Source organism: Lentibacillus saliphilus, from assembly GCF_019093865.1.
GTDB lineage: Bacteria > Bacillota > Bacilli > Bacillales > Amphibacillaceae > Lentibacillus_B > Lentibacillus_B saliphilus.
Map to the genome: position 1 here is coordinate 359,994 of NZ_JABJXD010000001.1, position 20,321 is coordinate 380,314.

Sequence of the window (20,321 nt, forward strand, 5' to 3'; positions counted from 1 at the left end):
AGCAGGTTTATCCTTATAATAACTTTATTCTTATAGCGTTTTTTGACCTGGTTTCCAGTTCGCTGGGCACAAGCCCCCTGTTTGCAATGCTTGAAGGACACGTAATGTTTCATCGACATCACGACCAATATTGTTGTGGAATACAGTTTGATACTGTAATTCGCCTTCTGGGTTTATAATAAATAAACCACGCAACGCGATACCTTCGTCTTCAATAAGAACGCCGTAATCCTTTGAGACGGCATGATTCGTATCTGCTGCAAGTGGATATTGAAGATCGCCAAGACCATTATCCTCACGCGGTGTATTAATCCAAGCTTTATGAGTATGGATCGTGTCCGTAGATACACCAATCACTTCGGCATCAAGATCTTCAAATTCATCGTACCGATCAGACATTGCTGTAATCTCTGTTGGACATACGAACGTAAAGTCCATTGGATAGAAAAACAGAACGGTCCATTTATCTTCCTTCATATTTTGTTCTAAACTGACCTTACCAAATTCCTTATTTGACATTACTGCATCCATTTCAAAGCGTGGAGCTTGTTTACCTACCATTCTTTCTGCCATATGTAATACCTCCAAATAATAATTGTTTTAATTAGCATCTTGATTAAAATTATAACACAGACTATAAATTATTCAATAATAACGACTCTAATCTAGCAGGTCGTTAAATTGACGTTCTACATAATGTATCCACTATGTACTTCATAAAAAGATTGTAGAAATAGGTTTACAAACCTGTTAAGATGGTTATTTACTAATGTACCACAAAGGAAGGGGATTCATGTATGACTATATTGGATTATATTTTAAATTTAGATTTCATTGGCTTGATTAAATTCATTTTGCCGACTGTCAGTAAAATTATGTTCGTCATCATTGCCTATTTCATTATCAAGCCTATCGGTAACAAAATCATTAAATCGAGCATTCATAAAGCTGGTCGGACTGAAAAAATTTCACATGGTCGCGTTAGAACACTTGAAAAGCTTCTCTTAAACCTATTTTCTTACGCATTATTTTTCATTTTAATATTAACCATTTTAACTGTAATGAATATTCCCGTTGCACCACTCTTGGCAGGTGCAGGCGTCATTGGACTTGCGATTGGTTTCGGTGCACAAGGCCTTGTCAGTGACGTTGTAACAGGATTCTTCATTTTGTTAGAGCGACAAATGGAAATAGACGATTATGTGACAACGTCAGGGTATGATGGGGTTGTAGAAGAAGTCGGACTACGAACAACAAAAATCCGCAGCTTTGATGGCACGCTAAATTACATTCCAAATCGCCTGATTGATGGGGTCGCTAATCACAGTCGTGGAAATATGCGAGCACTTGTTGATATTGGCATTAGTTACGATGCAAATTTGGATGAAGCGATTACAGTGCTAGAAGATGTCTGCGCACAATACAGAACGGACGATCGTTTCAAGGAAGGACCTGATGTTCTTGGTGTACAAACTATTGGTTCCTCAGACATTGTCTTACGCATTTTGGGACAAACTGAGAATGGCATGCAGTGGGCTTGTGAGCGCGATATGAGAAAAAGCATTAAAGAAGCTCTGGATGCAGCTAACATTGACATCCCATATCCACACCAAGTATATATAGAAAAGACATCGTAATCATTAAAAAACACCGCCAATTGTTAGATCGCTGTATCTAACAATTGGGGTGAAATTCATTCCGCCCCGATCACATAATCGTTTATCGTTTTATGAATGCTGCTGGTCTCTAAAATAATCACGCTGAACAGCTTTTAAAATAGCACGCCGCGTTAAAATCCCCGTGAAATAGTCGTTTTCATCAGTTACACATACAAATGGATGATTAATTAGTTTTTTCAAGCCATCTACAAAACGTTCATCACCAGATAAAGTTGGAATATCCGTATGCATGACTTCCTCAACGCGCATCGTCGATAGCTTGTCAATTTCAAATTGCTCTATGCCAAGTATTTGATTTAAAATAACCGTTTTTCCAATCGCTCCAACAAGTTTATAAGAAGGATCTAAAACCGGCACAGCTGAATAGCCCGATTTTACCAAAACGAGCAAAGCGTGTTCCAATGGATTTTTTAATTGTACATGAGCAACTTTTTCTGATGGGATCATCAAGTCACTAACAACAATATCATCCAACGCTTTATCTTCTATCGTATTCATACATATCGCTCCTTTTTATTCCTATACCTACAGAACAACCAGTTTAAAAAGAGATGCCAAAAGGAGTTCTTAACCTCAACTTCCAGTCTACCATAGTTTATGATCTATAAACACATTTAGATACAGAGACATTGAAATTTAATCTCTTCTCCACTATAATATGAATAAATGATCATATTATAATATACAAGGAGGTATTTTATGTCTTATCAATCACTGAAAGACACCCAAATTGATTATGTATCTCAAACCTTTAAAGCGCTATCTGATCCAACACGTATAAAAATATTACATTTACTTATACATAAAGAGTGTTCTGTAAATGAAATTGCTCATAGTCTTAATATGCAACAATCAACAGTATCACACCAATTAAAATACTTAAGACAGATGAGATTGGTGAAATTTCGTCGCGAAAAAACGACATACTTCTACTCACCTGACGATGAACACGTTTTAACGTTGCTTGAACAAACGATTCAACATGTCAAACACACATAGGAGGGTTTATATGAGTCATAACCACGATCACCACCATCATCATACGGATAATACAAAAGTGCTTTTTTGGAGTTTTTTGATTATCTTTTCGTTTATGATTGTAGAAGCCATTGGCGGCTTGATCACAAATAGTCTTGCGTTATTATCTGACGCTGGTCACATGCTCAGTGATGCCGCCTCTCTCGGTTTAAGTTTACTGGCATTTAAAATCGGTGCTAAGAAAGCCACCTTAAGCAAAACGTACGGTTATCGGCGATTAGAAATCATTGCTGCCTTTATTAATGGTGTCACCTTAATTGTTATATCGCTTTATATTTTTTATGAAGCTTACCAACGCTTTTTAGACCCACCTAATGTGAGTGCCAGCATGATCATCATTGCAAGTATTGGCCTTTTAGTGAACATCATTGTAGCTTGGATGCTCATGCGTGGCGATTCGAAAGACAATTTGAATGTGAGAAGTGCCTTATTACATGTCTTTGGTGATCTACTCGGTTCAGTCGGTGCCATCATAGCCGGTTTACTCATCTATTTCTTTAGTTGGAACTTAGCAGATCCTATTGCCAGCATCATCGTCGCTGCCCTTATTATCATTTCTGGCTTTCGCGTCACAAAGGATGCTGCCCACATTTTAATGGAAGGGAAACCGACGAACGTTGACATCAACCAGATATATTTCGAATTAGAACGTATACCAGGTGTCCAAAACCCACATGACCTGCATGTATGGTCCATTACATCTGATTTCCATGCCTTAAGCTGTCATTTAGTAGTTGAAACAGACACAAACCGAGATTCTGTCCTGCTTGAAGCAAAGCAAATGCTAAAACAAAATTTTGATATTCATCATAGTACCATCCAAATTGAAAGCATGGGGATAGCTGAAAGTAACTGTGATACATGTCATTAATTGAAAAGAATGAGGTTGGTACATAACTTAAAGTTTAACTCAAAAGACGAACAATGCTCACCGTTAGCTCCGGAAATATACGCAGACTCCTGCGGGAGGAAGGCATAGGTTAGACCCCACAGTGCGTTAGCACGAGGAGGCTAACCAGCCGCCCGCGGAAAGCGAAGTATATTTCCGGAGCGGTCGTATTGTTCGGCTCTTCATTTGATTAAACCTCTTTTGTCCCAGCCTCATTCTTTTAATGTGCTTCCATTCGTAAAAATAATTCATTTCTTCCTCCGATCAATGCTATAATACACAGTTAGAGTCCTGTTTTATTTTAATTTGAGAGGAAATTGCACGTATGAATCGAAGAACATTTCTAAAAAGAATGCTTGGTGGCAGTGCGTTCATCGTCGGCCTTAGTGGTAGCACATATTATTACGCAAATGCAATTGAACCTTTTTGGCTTCACATTCAGCGAGAAACCATACAATCAGACTTAATTCCTAAAGCATTCAACGACTTTAAAATCATCCAGTTTTCAGATACGCATATCGGGTTTCATTATCATTTGGCAGCATTTAAAGAACTCGTGCAACAGATCAACGCTTTATCTCCTGATTTAATCGTATTTACAGGTGATCTCGTTGATGACCCTGATAGCTTCAATTGGAGCAATGATCTCACTGATGCTCTACAACAATTACAAGCACCATCAGGGAAATATTGGGTATATGGTAACCATGACCATGGCGGATATGGTACTGACATCGTTAAACGTGTCATGTCTGATGCTCAATTTACGTTATTGCAAAATGAACATACAGTTATCAATCAACAAGACGAATCTTTTATTCTAGCAGGTGTTGATGACATGATTCTCGGTAATCCTAATTTAATGCAAGCACTTCAAGGGAGCAATTCTGAAAACTTCACCGTACTCCTTGCGCATGAGCCTGATTTTGCAGAGAACGTTAAAGATTCTTCAGTGCATGTACAATTATCAGGTCATAGCCACGGTGGGCAAATACGGCTACCTTTTATTGGCCACCTTTATACACCCATCTATGCAAAAAAATACATTCATGGTACCTATCATTTTCCAAATGATCACTTTTCTCTTTATGTGAATAAAGGCGTGGGTACAACCCGCATGCCGTTTCGTTTTTTTTGTCGTCCAGAAATTCATGTGTTTACGCTAAAAAGCGGTAAAACTCAAGAAGACAGCGGAGACATGTAATATTTTTCTGAACAGTAGTGATTTTTTTGTTGAATGTAGACAAGCTTTACGATAGGATAGAAGTAACGTTATGAAGGGAGGATGAGTTATGCACGATCGCCATAACATACCAGTTGATGACTTAGCAAAAGCGATTTTTACGGTTAATCGTCACGCTAAAACGGCTCCACAGCCTCAACATCTATACACAATAAAAAAAGAAGCCATTAACCAGCTGCTTCAGGAACAACGAGCAGAGAAAGTTGGACTTCATTTTTCTAACAACCCCAAATTAAGCAATCAACACTCGACGTTACTCGTTAAGATTGGTAACTATTTTTTTCACATGCCTCCAACGAGAAATGACTTTCAGGAGCTTGATCATCTCGGACACCTAGATGAAAACTACCGTAATCCTCAAACAAAAATGTCATTATCTCACGCGAAGAAAATTATCTACCGCTATCTGGATTGGTCGCCACCATCACAAAGAGAGCAAACAAAGACAAAATCATACACATCCCGTTACTTTACGCCGTCATCTCTCGGTAAGATGAAGTGGCCTCCTGCAAACTCTTCGCGATATTGATTATTAAAAAAGGAGCATTCAAATGCTCCTTTTTTGTTTGCTAACACGACGTCTATAAACATTTCTCACCAAAACAACGCCCCCAAAAGCACCCATACATTGAAGAACGATTTTAAGGAGAGATTCAGGTGCCATTGTATTTAAGTCTGGGCGTACGTACAACAATAAAACAAGAATCATTAAACTGCTCAATAAATAAGACAACGCAGCATCCGCCCTTGCCTTAACGAGCCAAATAACAAGTGGTTGAACAAAAAAATAACACACCACTAAACATAATAACACGATACCCGCATAAATATATTCCTCTTTTATTCCTAAAATAAACAGCTGCCTCATATTTATAAACCCTATAAATGTCCCTATGAACACAACGATCAACTACCTTTGTATACATTATTCTATCTATTATGCCCCAAATCACAAATCGCAAACATACCGTATGCTACTAATGAAGCACCATGTATGTTGCGTTATAATGCGCGTTCATAAATAATTCCAGTAATAACAAAAAAAGAGAGGTATCATTCACCTCCCTCTCCATTACTATGACACTCATATCTGCTTTTTTACCGATCTTGCATATCGTTAGCTGCTTTTTTTTCTAAGCGTATTTCAATTTTATCTAATTCATTTTCATCTTGTAACAAAGCATTCCTATTTTCGTCTACAAGTTCTTGAAATGTTTTATATTTGGGGTGCATCATCATCACTCCTTTTAATAAGTAGCTCTATTATAACATAAGACGCGCACCAAAAAATGTTAATTGTTAGAAAATTGTATTACAATTCATTTACATGATTATGTAAATTCTGTGGTTGATGCGATTAATGAATGACTCCTCACTCATTGTTGCGCATAAATTATATATGCTTTTACACTAATTAATCTTCCTTTTTCCGTTTTGTCTCTCTTTTTCATATAAGTTCATAAGGCTGTCCAATTGCTGGCTCAGTCGGATTGATTCAGGACAAGACAATCCTTGATCAGAAACAGTTTGGCTCATTACTGTGCGCAGCTCCTCAATTTCTATTAGTAATCGTTTTTCATTTGTCATTATTAACATACATCTCCTTTGGGAAACTTGCTCTAATTTTATCATGAATTGTATAAAAATTCCACAATATACAAGAACGTGTGTTTGTTTTGTGTGGAAGTCTGTTCATTTTTTTCCGCTCATACAAAATTGGTTCATTTTTAGAGTGTTACGGCACCCAACACCTATAACCAGTCTGCTTTACGGAAAATTTATTAGTAAGACGTTTAAAGCTATGCTATTATGATAATAAGCGCATAGAGAAAGGGTGTCTTCCGTGAACAAGAGGAAAGATAAGAAAAAAAATGAATGGTTAGAATGGGGTAAGGCCATATTTATTGCTGTCGTTATCGGATTGTTATTACAAACTTTCGTATTTGCGACCTCTGTTGTGGAAGGCGAAAGCATGGATCCGACGTTAAAAAACGGTGAGCGGGTTATATTTAACAAGTTTATCTATTTATTTGATGTTCCTGATCGTGGTGACATCGTAATCATTCAGCATCCAACCAAAAATTACGTCAAACGCGTAATTGGTCTCCCAGGAGAAACAATTGAAATGAACGATCATATGTTATATATCGATGACGAACCACTTAAGCAATCATTTATTGAAGAAGAAGCGATCAATAACACGGGTAATTTTGGCCCTATTCATATCCCAGAAGATAGTTATTTTGTTATGGGTGACAATCGTGCCAAGAGTCGCGATAGTAGAAATGGTTTGGGGCTCATAAAAGAAAATGACATTATCGGGCGATCGGAATTCATATACTATCCATTTGACCAATGGGGAATGACACGATAGACCATCTCTTCATATAATAATAACCGGGCGGCGACAAAACTGTCGCTGCCCTTGTTTATTTTTCATTATCAAATATACAGTAACCGATATTCAATACAATAACACCTAGACAAACGACCCCAAATGCAATTTCCCACATAGTAGTCCCCCCTTTTACGATCTATATAAGAAAATTTAACCATGAATCACCTTTCTATCATACCAATTTTACATACCTAATGAAAGCAAAGATATGTTAAAATAGAGGCAGACTATTAATCTAATTTAATCGAAATTACGCAATTAGCTTTTAACTAGGAGGTTAAACAATGGCACACTGTCCTTATTGTGGCACACATGTAATGGAAGATGAAACCTATTGCATTAAATGCGGTAAAAACCTCCCTGATGACATGGACGTACGTCTTAAACAAAAGTCTTTTGATAAATATTGGTATATACCACTGAGTTTAATCTTAGTTATACTCATTGCGATAAGCTTATCTTATGTGATTTTACAACATAAAACACAAACAGCACTGTCGTTATATGAACAAGGTGTAGCCCATATTGAAAAGGGCAGTTATGAAAAAGGACGTAACCTGTTTCAAGATGCTGTGCAATATCATCCAAATTTTAATCAAGCACAAGCCGCACTTAGCTTCACCCAGTCTGCTCTTACAATAGAGACAGACATTCAAAAAGCACATGATGCAGCTCAAGACAATGATTTTCAACGTGCACTGTCGCTTGTTAATGAAACCGAGCGACAATTAGATAATTTCAGCGGTGAAGCTGTTGCTCAACTCATTGATTATGTATCTAAGCAAAGAGACCAAGTTAAAACGTTGCAACTCAAACATGAGCTTCAGCAAGACCCAACGATTGATGAATTAAAAATATTGTTATGGGATGCAGAAGCCATCGCCAATGAAGAAGCAGCAACTATGACAAAAGATATTCGAGAGCGGATTATTGATTTTACATTTTCGAAAGCAAGTGAACAAATTAATAACAACCATTTCAAAGATGCGACTGTAATTGTGGAGGATGGTTTAAAGTATGCCCCTCAATCAGAGAAATTGCTCAGTTTACAAACTACGATCGAAAAAGAGCAAACTGCATTTGAGACAATGCAACAGGAACGCATAGAGCAAGCAATCAATACAGCTGTTGAAGAACAACAAATAAATGAAAATGATGCAATTGAGCTCGTTTCCGTTTCAGCCAAAAATGACGAGCAAGGTAATCTGCTCATTGAGGGAAAGGTTAAAAGTGTCGCAACCATCCCGATCAATTCAATATCTGTTGAATATGCCTTGACAACCAAAAATGGAGAACAATTTTCTACACATCATGTTTATGTCTATCCTGATGTATTGTATCCGGGCGAAATAGGACAATTTGAATTCACCCACTATGACATACAAAATAAAGGCGACGATATTCGTGTGAAAGTAGACACCATTAAATGGTATACGAATTAACCTGATGGAGTTGAAGCTATGCTAAAAAAGCATCAAGGACCTTTTATTACAGCTATACTCATATTAGTGATAGGGCTTTTATCAATCTATTTTATATATCAAATTTGGAGCACAAAGGCGGTCGTTGTGGAACGTCCTATCGTTAATGAAATTAATGAACAAAATGACGGTCGAGATCTTACCTCTATTATTCATGAAGCAGAAAAAAATGTTATGCTCATTGAAGGTAGGAGTGACAATGAAACCATTACGGGATCCGGATTTCTATATAATGAAATGGGCGATATTGTTACCAATGCTCATGTCGTAAAACATGCTGATGTTATATACGTACGCACCGCCAATGCGAGAATATATCCAGCCGCAATTGTCGGCATTAGTGAAGAAACGGATATTGCTCTCATAAGAGTACCGCAGCTCGCAGGTCAGGTCCATTTAGAAATTGAAGAAAAGAAAGCCCAAGTTGGAGATGAAGTTATGGCTCTTGGGAGCCCGCACGGATTTCAAAACACTGTTACATTGGGTATCATATCCGGAACAGAACGCAACTTTACAGTAGATGGTTATGACTATCGAAATGCATATCAAATTTCTGCCCAAATTACACATGGTAATAGTGGTGGGCCATTAATTGATCGCGAATCGGGAAAAGTGATTGGAATCAACTCTGTTGGAACTGAAGACGGGACACTTGGTTTTAGTATACCGATAGATGACGTCATCCCCCAACTGAGACAATGGTCAAATGAAGCGCAAACTGATCAGCTTGATTTTGCCAGCACCGAAGATATCATTCATAAAGCTGATCCTGATCAACTTATGACAGATGCAGATTATTTACTGGAATATTTCTTTGATAGTCTCTCTATGCGTGATTACGTAGGAGCTTATACGATTCTAGGTAGTGGTATTCAGAAAAATACCTCGTATCCAGATTTTAGAAAAGACTACATGCAATTAGCTGAGCTCACATTTGATAAAGTAACAACAAAGATTATTGATGATAACCTTGTTCAAGCAACTGCTGAAGTATCCATTAACAGCAAAAAACCGAAAGAGGACGAATTAGTTAAAACGCAATATACGTACGAATTCGTTATTGGCTTTGAAAATGAACAACTTAAAATCTTGCAGTCAAACCGCACCACTCAAAAACCTAGCGAATAATTAAAGCATAAAAACAGACTAGATGATGTGTCTCCCTACTTTTGGAGTCCATACATGCTAGTCTGTTTTTATAGATATACTTTAATGTGATTGACTTAATGTAGCAGTATCGAATAGGTTGCTAATATCTTTTGGTGGCAGCGGTTTACTGAAATAAAAGCCTTGCATTTCATCGCATTTTTCTTTTTCGAGAAAACTCAACTGTTCACTCGTTTCAACACCTTCAGCAATCACTTTCATATTTAAAGAATGTGACATATGAATAATTGACTTCACAATTGCCTTGTTTTGTTCCTGTTTACCATTTATAAACATTTTATCAATTTTTAATTTCGTAATTGGAAAGAGGCTCAAATATTTTAAAGATGAATAACCCGTACCAAAATCATCTATTGAAACGTGCACTCCTAGCTCACGTAAACGTTTCATTGTGTCAAGTATATAAGATTCATGACTCATTGCCATACTTTCCGTAATCTCTAGTTCTAGATATTGTGCCTCTAGTCCAGTAGTAGTAAGTACGCGTTCAATTTTTTCGACAAGGTCTTTTTGGTGAAATTGTCTTGCAGATAAGTTTACACTCACAATAACTGGTTTATACCCTTCATCCTGCCATTGCTTATTCTGTCGACATGCCTCCGCAATCACCCAATCTCCAATTTGAATAATTAAACCCGTTTTTTCCGCTAATGGTATAAATTCTCCTGGAGAAACCATCCCTCTAACTGGATGCTCCCACCTCAATAACGCCTCCATACCAATAATATGTCCAGAACGTAAGCTTTTCTGTGGTTGATAATGTAATCTGAATTGATGCTCTCGTAATGCCTTACGCATTTCATTTTCCATCGTCAGCATCGTTTTGAAATTCTCTGATATGGAAGAATCGAATAAATTGTAATGATTTCTATGTTTCTCTTTTATAACGTACATCGCAGAATCCGCGTGCTTGATTAAATCGGTTGCCGTTTGCCCATTTTGAGGGTATAAACTAATTCCAATACTTAGTGTTATGTAAATGTCGTAGCCTCTAATATTAATCGGCTTTTCAAATTCCTTAATGATGGCCTCTGCAAAGTCTGAAACGCCCTTAACATTGTCAACTTGACGTTGCATAAGTAGAAATTCATCCCCACCCATTCTTGCAATAAATCGTCCCTCTTGTAAAAGCGTTTTTAATCGGTTGCCACAAGCGCGAAGCAGTTCATCACCAAAAGCATAGCCATGTGTGTCGTTAATTTCTTTAAAATAATCAAGATCAATGAAATAAATGGCAATGATTTCTCCAGTCTTCTCTGCTTCTTCAATTGTTTGTTTTAAAACTTCAATAAAAAAATTCCGATTTGGCATATCTGTTAGTTCATCATAATATGCCATATATTCGATCTGCTTCTCATTTGCTACTTGCTCACTGATATCCTTAATTAAAGCAATCCTTGTTGATTGTCCATTTTGCCCATTAATGTACGTTTTCTCATTCAGCTTAGCATAAAATGTTGTACCATCTTTTTTTACACCAATCAAATCACACGTGCCAATTTTATGGGCATTTGATAACGGATTACTTTGAACAGGTGCACACCTATTCTGTACCAACTCAGATAAGTCCATCATTTTAAGTTCTTTCAATGAATAGCCGAACATATGAACAAAGGTTTCATCCGCATCAATAATTTGTGTGTTATTTAATACCACCATTCCTTCAATATGCGTTCGATCCAATTCACTTATATAGGCCTTTACTTCTGCTTTTCGTTCTTGTAGCGACAATTCATTTATGATTATGCAATATGTATGGGCATCGATTTGTACCGATTTAACATCTAAAATTTTATCTGGTTGCGTATATAAATTTAAAAGTGTATGTGTATCAAGATGTTGCTTGATCATATCAAAATTTATAAATGACGTAATTGATTGATTATCCCACTCTTTTAAATCAAGAAGTGCTAAAGCAGCACAATTTCCACCAATGATGAGACCGTCAGCGTTCACAAATGCGATAGGTTCCTTCAATCGATTTAATATGTGTTTGTGTATTGGCAAATCGATTTTCTTCGGCGTCATGACCTACACTCCCAACATTTATCCTATTATGATTTTTTCTTTAGGGTACCGGTAATTGCCTTGTTTCTTATGATTCTTAAATGTAAATAAAAACGTAATGATTCCGATTCTACCAATAAACATGAGAATCATTAAAACGACTTTACTGTAGGACGTTAAATCACTCGTTATCCCAAGAGATAAACCAACTGTTCCGAATGCAGATGTCACCTCAAATAAAATCTCTATGATGGAAAAAGGCTCAACGATAGAGATTGACATGAGTGACACGAACACAAAGACCAAGGCTACAAGTAACACTGTAACAGCTTTGAGCAAATCTTCTTGATAAACTTCCCGTTTAAATAGTTTAATACTCTGTCCACTTCTTACATACGTAATAATAAAAATTACAACAAGGGCAAAGGTGGTGGTGCGAATTCCGCCTCCCGTACTACTTGGCGAAGCCCCTATAAACATCAAAAATGACATAAACAAATGATTTTGTTCTGTTAAAAGACTAACGTCCATAGTAGACAAACCAGCACTTCGCGTTGTAATGGATTGAAATAATGCATAAAAAAACGATTCATGCCATGAGCGTCCTGCAAAAAAATGCTTCATATCTAATAAATAAATAATGATTCCACCAACAACAATTAAAATAAAGAATGTCGCTGTCGTTAATTTCGTAAACAAACTAAAACGAATAAATTTACGTTCATCTTTTTTTGCAAATAAATAGTCTTTAACCTCAATTAATACGGGAAAACCGATTGCACCAAAAATAATGAGCAGCATATTAACAAATTGAACAAAATAATCATCTTTAAAAGGCATAAGTGATGACCCCGTAATGTCAAAACCACCATTTGAAATTGCACTTATCGTCCCAAAAAAACCGTGCAAATATGCGTCACTCGGGGGAAAGTATTGCAAATAATAGGTACCTAGAATTAAAAAACCAGCACATTCAATAATACCTAAAACAATGAATAATTGTTTAATCAGCATAACCATACCTGAAAAGCGTGTTTGATTCTGATCTGTCATAATAAGGCGCCGTTCTTTCAGACCTATTTTTTTACCTAAAATAAGCCAAATAAACGTGCCCATCGCCATGACACCTACTGCACCTAGCTGTAAAACAAAAGCAAGAATAAAAATACCTGCTGTACTAAATGTGTCAACCGTTGAAACCGTCGTAAGGCCAGTTACACTGATGGCACTCACAGCTGTAAATAATACGTCAATAAAAGGGACTTCAACACCCTCTTGATAAGCAATCGGTAGAGACAATAGAGCCGTAGATACAACAACAGCAAACATATAAAAGACTATAATCATTTGAAAGGCTGACAATGTCCTTATCTTGCGCAGGACCGGATGGCCAAAAAACATCATGCGACGACTCCTTACAGCAAACAACTTCATATAAAAGCTTTGCTACTAAATATATCGAACGAAATGGTTCATTTGTTAATATCATTATAACAGGCTGTGTTAATTAATGCCTGTATTTTCGACAATTTACTTCTTTAGACAACTAGCTGCTACGTTATGCTTATATCTTATAAATAACGTGATCATTTTTTAAAAATATGGTTTCTCAATACGTCAAATGACAATGTATACATAACTAACTTTCGATTATGACGTTAAACCAAAAAAGTCACTTGCAATTCAAGTGACTTTTTCGTTGTATTAATAATACGCTCATCATATTTATAAGGATTGTTTAATTTTTTCGAGGAGTATGTCCCCTTGATAGCCTGCATCAATAAGTGCTTTGAGATGTTGTTCAACCGATTGTTTTCTTTGATCTATAATCGTACCCATGAATAAGACGTTCATATGATCACTAATGTCATTAACACCAATAATAGATGTGATAAAGGTAGCTGGTGGATTCGTAACATTTGTAATGCGTACTTCTATCATAAGATCTTCACCAGTCGTTTGTAGTCGTTTAAATAATTCACGATAAGCTCTTGTCGTATAGGCCTCAATGACCCAGCGGTTTTCTTCATCTTCTCGATTAATGATCAAACCATCCATAAAATCAATTTCATGGTGTACAAAGGCATCGCCGTCCGTTTCCATCACCGTCAGGCTTTTGAGCTTAAACGTTTTCATTAACCAACCTCCATTCAACCACCGATATAGGACATTTCAATTTTTGGCCGATTCGTTCTTTTTAATTCTGACCGTTCATCTGAATATCGATCCCTCCTTAACGACCAAAGCTCAGCTATGCTTTTTGTTAACTGATCATCCGCTACTCCAGCGCGTAGCTTAGAACGAATATCATAACCGGATGAGGCGAATAAACACGTATACAATTTCCCATCAGCAGAAAGGCGTAATCGGGTACACGTCCCACAAAATGAATCCGTCACAGATGAGATGACACCAATTTCGCCCTGCCCATCTTTATATTGGTATCTGGAAGCAACTTCCCCATAGTAATTTTCTTCTGCCTTTTCAAGTGGCATCTCTTGATGTATCGTATCAATGATCTCCTGTTTTGAAACAACATTATTAAAGTCCCAGCCGTTATGGTTTCCGACATCCATAAATTCTATAAACCGGAGAATGACATCTTGCCCTTTAAAATGACGCGCCATTGGAAGGATTTGACTTTCATTCATACCTTTTTTTACGACCATGTTCACTTTAACTTCAAGGCCTGCTTGTTGGGCAGCTTCAATACCCTTCAAAACTGGTAGCGTTACGACACCTTTACCATTAATCTGCTTGAAAACGTCGTCTTCAATTGCATCAAGACTGATGTTGACCCGTTTTAAGCCAGCCGCTTTCAACCGTTTCGCTTGTCGCGGCAAGAAAAACGCATTCGTCGTCAGCGCTATATCCTTTATTCCCGATATATTTGTTAAATCAGCAATGAAGGCGTCTAGATTTTTTCGCATGAGTGGTTCTCCACCCGTAATGCGCACCTTTTCAACTCCGAGCTGTGCGAACGTTCGTACCAGCCGCGTCATTTCTTCAAAGCTTAACAACTCATGCTCCGGTAGAAACGGATAATCATCTCCAAATATTTCTTTAGGCATACAATAGTTACACCTTAAATTACAACGATCAATTACAGAAATGCGTAAATCTCTTAGTGGTCTGCCAAAAACATCTGTTATAGGCGATTGATGGGCTTGCACTTAATCATGCCTCCTTATTGCTTTCAAATTCACATTGTCCAGTCATATCTTCTAGAAGTAGAACATCAACCTTATCACCTGCTTGATATCCTTCAGTCCCGCCTGGCAATACCATTAAACACGTTGTATTTGGTAAGGATGATACAATATTTGATTTGTCTATTCCCGCTAAATGAACGGTCAATCCTTCATCTTCATATTCAATATAACTCCGAACAAAGCGTGTAAACGGATTACTTTTAGGGTAATCTTCTGCAAGTGTCGCTTTTACGCGTTTATGAAAAGGTGTTGGGCTCAATAGACGGTGACGGATAACTGGTCTCGTAAATAACTCAAATCCTACATAACAAGCTGAAGGATTTCCTGATAATCCAAATAATATCTTCTCGTCTTTTACTGCCACAGTCGTCACACTACCTGGACGCATTGCTAATTTGTTAAACAATACACGTGCCCCAAGACGTTCATAAATAGCTGGCATTAAATCATAATCACCTACCGAAACGCCACCAGTCGTTATTAATAAGTCCACTTCTTCAAGCGCTTTTGATATGAATGTTAGGCTCGGCTCCAGCTCATCAGGTAATTGTCCAAAATATTTATAACGCGCACCAGCGCGATGAATTTGCGATGCAACCATATACGCATTGGAATTACGGATTTTGCCCGGCTCCAATCGTTCTTCAACATCAAGCAACTCTGTTCCAGTTGCAATGACACCGACAAGCGGACGAGTAGCCACCTTTACCTGGTGATAGCCAAATGTAGCTAAGATCGCTTTTACCCCCGGGTTGATTCTCGTTCCTTTTCGAATTAAAAGATCGCCCTCATTCATTTCAGAGCTTCTTCTGACGATATTGTCACCAGATGACAGCTCTCTCGTGATCGTCATATATGTATGGCCATTCTTCTCATATGAATCACAATGTTCAAACATTGCAACGCAATCTGCTCCTTCAGGAATTTGTGCTCCCGTCATAATTCGAGTTGTCTGTCCACATTGCAATGCGGCCTGAGGAAGATGACCTGCACCAATATGATCCACGACTTGAAAGGTTACCGGGGCATCAGGACTAGCACCTGCCGTATTAGCAGCTTTCAGCGCAAATCCATCGTAAGGCGACTTGTCAAATAAAGGTACAGCATGAGTTGCAACAATATCCTCTGCTAAATACCTGTCATCACACATCTGTATGTCTACGTTTTCAAAATGAGCAGTTCGTTTATATGTCATGACTTTTGCAACCGCTTCTTGTACATCAATCGGTTGTCTTATTTTAATCATCTGCTTAAACCGCCTTTCGTGAAAAATATTGCCTTATATTTGTATATACGATCAGTTTACCAAAAACAGGTCAAAATTGATATGACTGAGTGTTATTGTAAGTTTTTCGACTTAATTACACGTTATGTATTGTCATAATAAGGCAAAGGTTACAGAGTATATTTTTAATGAAACATTAAATGCTAACATATGTACCAACGCGTAAAAAAGGAGGCACATATCATGACTGTCGGAACACAAGTCAAGCAAACACTCGCTGGATTAAAAAGTGCGCAGGCCAGTTTAGAACAATTTGCACTTCAAACGGAAAATAAGCAAGCCAAGCAATTGTACGAAAATGCGGCACAGCAAACACAGACGATCATAGATACCGTTGAACCTCGTATCAAGCAAATTGAGCAGGAAGAACCACAATACAAGGGGCTATAAACTTTGTGAGGCTGGGTCAAATCTGAGGTTTTATACGTCGATTGTCTCAAAGGGAATATACCCATATTCTAACCCAGCCTCCAATCAAAAACGGGGGGTCATATAATATGAAGAACAGCTTCTTTCTCATCTTATGGTGTACGTTAATGGTCGTTCTTCAAAGCTGTTCTACACCCAATGAAATTGGGCGTAGTGGCACTGATGTCCAATACACACCGTTGAGCGTATCAGATGGAACAGATCAACATATATCCAATGAAGTCAAAAAAAAGTTAAGTGAATTCGATGAAATTAATACGATAAAAGCTGTCAATACACCAAAAACCGTTATTATTGCGGTCGAGATCGATCACAATAAACGTTTTAAGCTTGAAACGTATAAAAAGAAATATTCAGAAGCCATTATTGATGAATTTCCTGAAATGATTGTCGAACTATCCACTGATAAAAAACTCGTCATTGAAATCGATCGTTTAGAACAACATATTAAAGATAAGCAAATATCCCAACAACAACTCGAAATTAAAATTCAAAAATTAATTAAACTCATGCGTAAAAAAACTTAAATGAGAAGGTGATCAACATGGCCGACAAAAAGAAAAAAAATGTGCCACCTGCTGCACAAACCTATCAAGCGTTTCAAGATAAACGTGAAACGAAGCGAACCGTCTTTACCAATTGTGTTAAAGCTTTTTTAGTTGGTGGATCAATTTGTTTAATCGGCCAAATCATTTCTACATTATATATATATTATTTTAATTTCACCGAAGAAACAGTTGGCAATCCAACTGTCGCCACACTTATATTTATTACGATGATACTTACGGGGCTTGGTGTTTATGATAAAATCGGTCAATTCTCTGGTGCTGGGTCTGCTGTCCCTGTTACCGGCTTCGGGAATTCTGTCATATCGGCTGCAATTGAATATCGAACAGAAGGCTTTGTTCTTGGTACTGGTAGCAATATGCTTAAACTTGCAGGACCAGTTATTGTTTATGGCGTGTTTTCTGCATTTATGATTGCCTTAATTAAGACGATCCTCGTTGAGTGGGGTGGATTATAATGATGACTGGATCACGCACTTGGTCTTTCCATCAACGTCCCGTCATTTTGTCGACTGGTGTAGTAGGTGGTCCCTATGAAGCAAAAGGAAATATTCAACAAGACTTTGATATATTACACGAAGATATGTGGCTTAAACAAGCTTCATTTGAAAAAGCTCAACAAACTATGATGGAAGAAGCATGTCAAATCGCGGTCAAAAAAACTCGCCTTGAAAAAGAACAAATTCAGTATTTTATAAGTGGGGATTTAATTAATCAAATCACCCCAACAAGCTATACTGCGAAAACGCTCGGAATCCCTTATCTTGGCGTGTTTAGCGCATGTGCAACAACAACTGAAAGTCTTGCCCTTAGTGCATTAATTATTAATGGTGGTGGCGCAAATTATATTTTAACAGGAAGCTCAAGCCACCGCTCTGCTACGGAGAGACAATACCGTTATCCTACTCAGTATGGCGGTCAAAGACCACCGACCGCTCAATGGACCGTTACAGGGGCAGGGTGCGCATTATTAGGTAAAGAAGGTTCTGGTCCTGTCGTCACCTCCGCTACAATTGGAAAAATTGTCGATATGGAAATGAGTGATCCCTTTAATATGGGAGGTGCAATGGCGCCGGCTGCTGTTGATACAATCATCGCCCATTTAAAAGATCGGAAAATCGATCCATCCTATTATGATTTAATTATTACCGGTGATCTCGGTGAAATTGGGCATCGCACTTCTCGTGATTTATTAAATGAAAGAGGTATTAATGTGACCGAATCGCAATATGTCGATTGTGGATTAACGATTTATACAAAAGATCAACCTGTCATGGCAGGCGCCAGTGGAGCTGCCTGTGCAGCAATTGGAACATATGGTCACTATCTTAACTTAATGCAAAAAGGGGTTATCAAACGGATGTTAGTCGTTGCTACAGGTGCATTACACTCCCCTTTGTCGATCCAACAAAATGATTCCATTCCATGTATTGCCCATGCTGTATCAATTGAAGCAGGACGTGATCAATTATGACTTTTTTTTGGGCTTTTGTTGTTGGCGGACTCATATGTATGATTGGACAAATTATGTTTGACGTTTTTAAGCTAACACCTGCCCACACCCTAACAACTTTGGTTGTCGTTGGGGCAATATTAGATGGATTTGGCCTGTATGATCCATTAATCAATTTTGCAGGTGCAGGTGCGACTGTTCCAATTACAAGTTTTGGCAATGCCCTCGTACATGGCGCTATGGCTGAAGCAGAGAAACACGGACTAATTGGCGTGGTAACAGGCATGTTTGAAGTTACAAGCGCTGGTATATCTGCTGCAATTATTTTTGGTGTCATTGGAGCTATTTTATTTAAACCGAAAGGGTGACTAATGATATGACTGTCGGTAGTCAGGTTAAAAGCTGCTTGTCATCCATAAAAAGCGCTGAAGCCTCAACACGTGCTTTAGCACAAAAAACGCGTGATAAAGATGCTAAAGACGCATATGAACAAGCAGCAACAATATTATCTCACGTTAAAGACGATATTCAAAAACAAGTCATGATGATTAGTAATGAGGAGCCGCAATATAAATCATAGAGAGGATGGTGATTATGCCCGAATGGTTGAACGTCATACTGCGATCTCTTTTCCTGCTAGTCGTATTATTTTTTCTAACGAAATGGCTCGGAAAAAAGCAGCTTGCTCAAATGAGTATTTTTGAATATATCTCTGGCATTGTACTTGGGGGCATCGTCGCCATTCATTCTTTTGATACAGATGCCAATCTTATAAATGCGTTTATTGCGATGCTCGTATGGTTTATTGTGCCTTACCTCGTCGACATTGTCGCCTTAAAAAGTAAAACGTTTCGTAATTTCACTCAGGGCGAAAGTACCGTTCTCATACAAGACGGTAAAATTATGGAGGATAACTTAAAAAAAGAAGGCTTTTCTGCAGATGATCTATTACAAAGTCTGCGAAAGAAAGATATATTTAGAACGGCTGATGTCGAGTTTGCTCTATTAGAACCGTCTGGATCCGTAAGCGTATTACCTAAAAAAGAAAACCAGCCGCTCACACCAAAAGATCTTCAATTGCAGCTGGCACCAGAAAAAGAACCTGAAACAATCATCATGGATGGAAACGTTTTACTTGAACCACTAGCCAACCTATCTCTAAGTTTGAACTGGCTTGAGACTGAGCTTGATAAAATGAACATAAGTCTAGACAATGTCTTTCTCGCCCAAGCCGATACAGACGGTCAGCTCACAGTTGATTTGTATGACGATCAACTAACGGTTGCCCAGCCAACTGAAAAGCCACTTCTACTCGCTACGTTAAAAAAGTGCCAGGCCGATCTTGAATTATTCGCTCTTGAAACCGATCGCCCAGCATCAAAAACACTTTATGAAAAAAACAGTCAAGATGTTCAAGATGCCATCGATTTAGTAAAACGCTACTTACAATAACTTATACATCTATAATCAGGCA

General features: G+C 37.9%; 25 protein-coding genes. 15 read left to right on the forward strand and 10 right to left on the reverse strand.

What is annotated here, in order from left to right:
- Positions 1-30 precede the first annotated feature (30 nt).
- Positions 31-573: a peroxiredoxin gene (locus HPC67_RS01885; protein WP_217585739.1), complete on the reverse strand. Its 543-nt coding sequence runs from the start codon at positions 571-573 to the stop codon at positions 31-33.
- Between the two features lie 224 nt (positions 574-797).
- On the opposite strand from HPC67_RS01885, the gene HPC67_RS01890 reads away from it, so the two are divergent.
- Positions 798-1,637, forward strand: a complete 840-nt coding sequence (locus HPC67_RS01890) for a mechanosensitive ion channel family protein (protein ID WP_217585740.1) — start codon at positions 798-800, stop codon at positions 1,635-1,637.
- Positions 1,638-1,727: 90 nt separating this feature from the next.
- Here HPC67_RS01890 and cbpB read toward each other — a convergent pair whose 3' ends face one another.
- A complete protein-coding gene (gene cbpB / locus HPC67_RS01895) occupies positions 1,728-2,177 on the reverse strand; it encodes a cyclic-di-AMP-binding protein CbpB (protein WP_217585741.1) in 450 nt (149 codons plus the stop codon).
- Between the two features lie 201 nt (positions 2,178-2,378).
- Between cbpB and HPC67_RS01900 the strand changes: the two genes are divergently transcribed.
- The 4 genes from HPC67_RS01900 (at position 2,379) to HPC67_RS01915 (ending at position 5,378) form a co-directional block, all read left to right on the forward strand.
- Entirely contained in the window at positions 2,379-2,678 is a 300-nt protein-coding gene (locus tag HPC67_RS01900; RefSeq protein ID WP_217585742.1) for an ArsR/SmtB family transcription factor, read from the forward strand.
- A 10-nt stretch (positions 2,679-2,688) separates the two neighbouring features.
- The gene (locus HPC67_RS01905; protein ID WP_217585743.1) at positions 2,689-3,588 is read left to right on the forward strand and encodes a cation diffusion facilitator family transporter; all 900 of its coding nucleotides are present in this window, start codon (positions 2,689-2,691) and stop codon (positions 3,586-3,588) included.
- Between the two features lie 343 nt (positions 3,589-3,931).
- Positions 3,932-4,810 carry a metallophosphoesterase gene (locus tag HPC67_RS01910; protein WP_217585744.1) on the forward strand — a complete coding sequence of 293 codons (879 nt, stop codon included), beginning with the start codon at positions 3,932-3,934 and terminating at the stop codon, positions 4,808-4,810.
- A gap of 88 nt (positions 4,811-4,898) precedes the next feature.
- The gene (locus HPC67_RS01915) at positions 4,899-5,378 is read left to right on the forward strand and encodes a YkyB family protein (RefSeq protein ID WP_217585745.1); all 480 of its coding nucleotides are present in this window, start codon (positions 4,899-4,901) and stop codon (positions 5,376-5,378) included.
- Between the two features lie 18 nt (positions 5,379-5,396).
- On the opposite strand, the gene HPC67_RS01920 is transcribed toward HPC67_RS01915, so the two are convergent.
- From HPC67_RS01920 to HPC67_RS01930, 3 genes are all read right to left on the reverse strand, one after another.
- Positions 5,397-5,717: a hypothetical protein gene (locus HPC67_RS01920; RefSeq protein ID WP_217585746.1), complete on the reverse strand. Its 321-nt coding sequence runs from the start codon at positions 5,715-5,717 to the stop codon at positions 5,397-5,399.
- Positions 5,718-5,947: 230 nt separating this feature from the next.
- Positions 5,948-6,082: an FbpB family small basic protein gene (locus tag HPC67_RS01925; RefSeq protein ID WP_343327790.1), complete on the reverse strand. Its 135-nt coding sequence runs from the start codon at positions 6,080-6,082 to the stop codon at positions 5,948-5,950.
- Between the two features lie 177 nt (positions 6,083-6,259).
- Positions 6,260-6,445: an aspartyl-phosphate phosphatase Spo0E family protein gene (locus HPC67_RS01930; RefSeq protein ID WP_217585748.1), complete on the reverse strand. Its 186-nt coding sequence runs from the start codon at positions 6,443-6,445 to the stop codon at positions 6,260-6,262.
- Positions 6,446-6,692: 247 nt separating this feature from the next.
- Here HPC67_RS01930 and lepB point away from each other — a divergent pair, with 247 nt between their 5' ends.
- The 3 genes from lepB (at position 6,693) to HPC67_RS01945 (ending at position 9,856) form a co-directional block, all read left to right on the forward strand.
- Positions 6,693-7,223, forward strand: coding sequence for a signal peptidase I (lepB, locus tag HPC67_RS01935; RefSeq protein WP_217585749.1), 531 nt, complete (start codon positions 6,693-6,695; stop codon positions 7,221-7,223).
- Positions 7,224-7,531: 308 nt separating this feature from the next.
- Entirely contained in the window at positions 7,532-8,689 is a 1,158-nt protein-coding gene (locus HPC67_RS01940) for a zinc ribbon domain-containing protein (RefSeq protein ID WP_217585750.1), read from the forward strand.
- A gap of 18 nt (positions 8,690-8,707) precedes the next feature.
- Positions 8,708-9,856 carry a S1C family serine protease gene (locus HPC67_RS01945; protein ID WP_217585751.1) on the forward strand — a complete coding sequence of 383 codons (1,149 nt, stop codon included), beginning with the start codon at positions 8,708-8,710 and terminating at the stop codon, positions 9,854-9,856.
- Positions 9,857-9,937: 81 nt separating this feature from the next.
- On the opposite strand, the gene HPC67_RS01950 is transcribed toward HPC67_RS01945, so the two are convergent.
- From HPC67_RS01950 to HPC67_RS01970, 5 genes are all read right to left on the reverse strand, one after another.
- A complete protein-coding gene (locus HPC67_RS01950; RefSeq protein WP_217585752.1) occupies positions 9,938-11,923 on the reverse strand; it encodes a sensor domain-containing protein in 1,986 nt (661 codons plus the stop codon).
- 18 nt (positions 11,924-11,941) lie between these two features.
- On the reverse strand, positions 11,942-13,303 hold the full coding sequence (locus HPC67_RS01955; RefSeq protein ID WP_217586230.1) for a TrkH family potassium uptake protein: 1,362 nt from the start codon (positions 13,301-13,303) through the stop codon (positions 11,942-11,944).
- Positions 13,304-13,627: 324 nt separating this feature from the next.
- Positions 13,628-14,038, reverse strand: coding sequence for a YwpF family protein (locus tag HPC67_RS01960; protein WP_217585753.1), 411 nt, complete (start codon positions 14,036-14,038; stop codon positions 13,628-13,630).
- A 14-nt stretch (positions 14,039-14,052) separates the two neighbouring features.
- Entirely contained in the window at positions 14,053-15,075 is a 1,023-nt protein-coding gene (moaA, locus tag HPC67_RS01965; protein ID WP_217585754.1) for a GTP 3',8-cyclase MoaA, read from the reverse strand.
- Positions 15,076-15,079: 4 nt separating this feature from the next.
- Entirely contained in the window at positions 15,080-16,360 is a 1,281-nt protein-coding gene (locus HPC67_RS01970; RefSeq protein ID WP_217585755.1) for a molybdopterin molybdotransferase MoeA, read from the reverse strand.
- 222 nt (positions 16,361-16,582) lie between these two features.
- Between HPC67_RS01970 and HPC67_RS01975 the strand changes: the two genes are divergently transcribed.
- The 7 genes from HPC67_RS01975 (at position 16,583) to HPC67_RS02005 (ending at position 20,299) form a co-directional block, all read left to right on the forward strand.
- A complete protein-coding gene (locus tag HPC67_RS01975) occupies positions 16,583-16,789 on the forward strand; it encodes a DUF1657 domain-containing protein (protein WP_217585756.1) in 207 nt (68 codons plus the stop codon).
- 107 nt (positions 16,790-16,896) lie between these two features.
- Entirely contained in the window at positions 16,897-17,355 is a 459-nt protein-coding gene (locus tag HPC67_RS01980) for a YhcN/YlaJ family sporulation lipoprotein (RefSeq protein WP_217585757.1), read from the forward strand.
- Between the two features lie 17 nt (positions 17,356-17,372).
- The gene (spoVAC, locus tag HPC67_RS01985) at positions 17,373-17,852 is read left to right on the forward strand and encodes a stage V sporulation protein AC (RefSeq protein WP_217585758.1); all 480 of its coding nucleotides are present in this window, start codon (positions 17,373-17,375) and stop codon (positions 17,850-17,852) included.
- On the forward strand, positions 17,852-18,868 hold the full coding sequence (gene spoVAD, locus HPC67_RS01990; RefSeq protein WP_217585759.1) for a stage V sporulation protein AD: 1,017 nt from the start codon (positions 17,852-17,854) through the stop codon (positions 18,866-18,868). The genes spoVAC and spoVAD overlap by 1 nt, the downstream gene beginning before the upstream one ends.
- Positions 18,865-19,215 carry a stage V sporulation protein AE gene (gene spoVAE, locus HPC67_RS01995; protein ID WP_217585760.1) on the forward strand — a complete coding sequence of 117 codons (351 nt, stop codon included), beginning with the start codon at positions 18,865-18,867 and terminating at the stop codon, positions 19,213-19,215. The genes spoVAD and spoVAE overlap by 4 nt, the downstream gene beginning before the upstream one ends.
- 8 nt (positions 19,216-19,223) lie before the next feature.
- Positions 19,224-19,427 carry a DUF1657 domain-containing protein gene (locus tag HPC67_RS02000; protein WP_217585761.1) on the forward strand — a complete coding sequence of 68 codons (204 nt, stop codon included), beginning with the start codon at positions 19,224-19,226 and terminating at the stop codon, positions 19,425-19,427.
- A gap of 14 nt (positions 19,428-19,441) precedes the next feature.
- Entirely contained in the window at positions 19,442-20,299 is an 858-nt protein-coding gene (locus HPC67_RS02005; protein WP_217585762.1) for a DUF421 domain-containing protein, read from the forward strand.
- Positions 20,300-20,321: the final 22 nt, after the last annotated feature.

Coding starts and splice junctions, on each gene's coding strand:
- cbpB (WP_217585741.1), bottom strand. CDS start 2,177: ATGAATACGATAGAAGATAAAGCGTTGGATGATATTGTTGTTAGTGAC.
- spoVAC (WP_217585758.1), top strand. CDS start 17,373: ATGGCCGACAAAAAGAAAAAAAATGTGCCACCTGCTGCACAAACCTAT.
- HPC67_RS01970 (WP_217585755.1), bottom strand. CDS start 16,360: ATGATTAAAATAAGACAACCGATTGATGTACAAGAAGCGGTTGCAAAA.
- HPC67_RS01915 (WP_217585745.1), top strand. CDS start 4,899: ATGCACGATCGCCATAACATACCAGTTGATGACTTAGCAAAAGCGATT.
- HPC67_RS01930 (WP_217585748.1), bottom strand. CDS start 6,445: ATGTTAATAATGACAAATGAAAAACGATTACTAATAGAAATTGAGGAG.
- HPC67_RS01885 (WP_217585739.1), bottom strand. CDS start 573: ATGGCAGAAAGAATGGTAGGTAAACAAGCTCCACGCTTTGAAATGGAT.
- HPC67_RS01975 (WP_217585756.1), top strand. CDS start 16,583: ATGACTGTCGGAACACAAGTCAAGCAAACACTCGCTGGATTAAAAAGT.
- spoVAE (WP_217585760.1), top strand. CDS start 18,865: ATGACTTTTTTTTGGGCTTTTGTTGTTGGCGGACTCATATGTATGATT.
- HPC67_RS02000 (WP_217585761.1), top strand. CDS start 19,224: ATGACTGTCGGTAGTCAGGTTAAAAGCTGCTTGTCATCCATAAAAAGC.
- HPC67_RS01905 (WP_217585743.1), top strand. CDS start 2,689: ATGAGTCATAACCACGATCACCACCATCATCATACGGATAATACAAAA.
- HPC67_RS01925 (WP_343327790.1), bottom strand. CDS start 6,082: ATGCACCCCAAATATAAAACATTTCAAGAACTTGTAGACGAAAATAGG.
- HPC67_RS01950 (WP_217585752.1), bottom strand. CDS start 11,923: ATGACGCCGAAGAAAATCGATTTGCCAATACACAAACACATATTAAAT.
- spoVAD (WP_217585759.1), top strand. CDS start 17,852: ATGATGACTGGATCACGCACTTGGTCTTTCCATCAACGTCCCGTCATT.
- HPC67_RS02005 (WP_217585762.1), top strand. CDS start 19,442: ATGCCCGAATGGTTGAACGTCATACTGCGATCTCTTTTCCTGCTAGTC.
- HPC67_RS01980 (WP_217585757.1), top strand. CDS start 16,897: ATGAAGAACAGCTTCTTTCTCATCTTATGGTGTACGTTAATGGTCGTT.
- HPC67_RS01960 (WP_217585753.1), bottom strand. CDS start 14,038: ATGAAAACGTTTAAGCTCAAAAGCCTGACGGTGATGGAAACGGACGGC.
- HPC67_RS01955 (WP_217586230.1), bottom strand. CDS start 13,303: ATGTTTTTTGGCCATCCGGTCCTGCGCAAGATAAGGACATTGTCAGCC.
- HPC67_RS01890 (WP_217585740.1), top strand. CDS start 798: ATGACTATATTGGATTATATTTTAAATTTAGATTTCATTGGCTTGATT.
- HPC67_RS01900 (WP_217585742.1), top strand. CDS start 2,379: ATGTCTTATCAATCACTGAAAGACACCCAAATTGATTATGTATCTCAA.
- HPC67_RS01920 (WP_217585746.1), bottom strand. CDS start 5,717: ATGAGGCAGCTGTTTATTTTAGGAATAAAAGAGGAATATATTTATGCG.
- HPC67_RS01910 (WP_217585744.1), top strand. CDS start 3,932: ATGAATCGAAGAACATTTCTAAAAAGAATGCTTGGTGGCAGTGCGTTC.
- HPC67_RS01945 (WP_217585751.1), top strand. CDS start 8,708: ATGCTAAAAAAGCATCAAGGACCTTTTATTACAGCTATACTCATATTA.
- HPC67_RS01940 (WP_217585750.1), top strand. CDS start 7,532: ATGGCACACTGTCCTTATTGTGGCACACATGTAATGGAAGATGAAACC.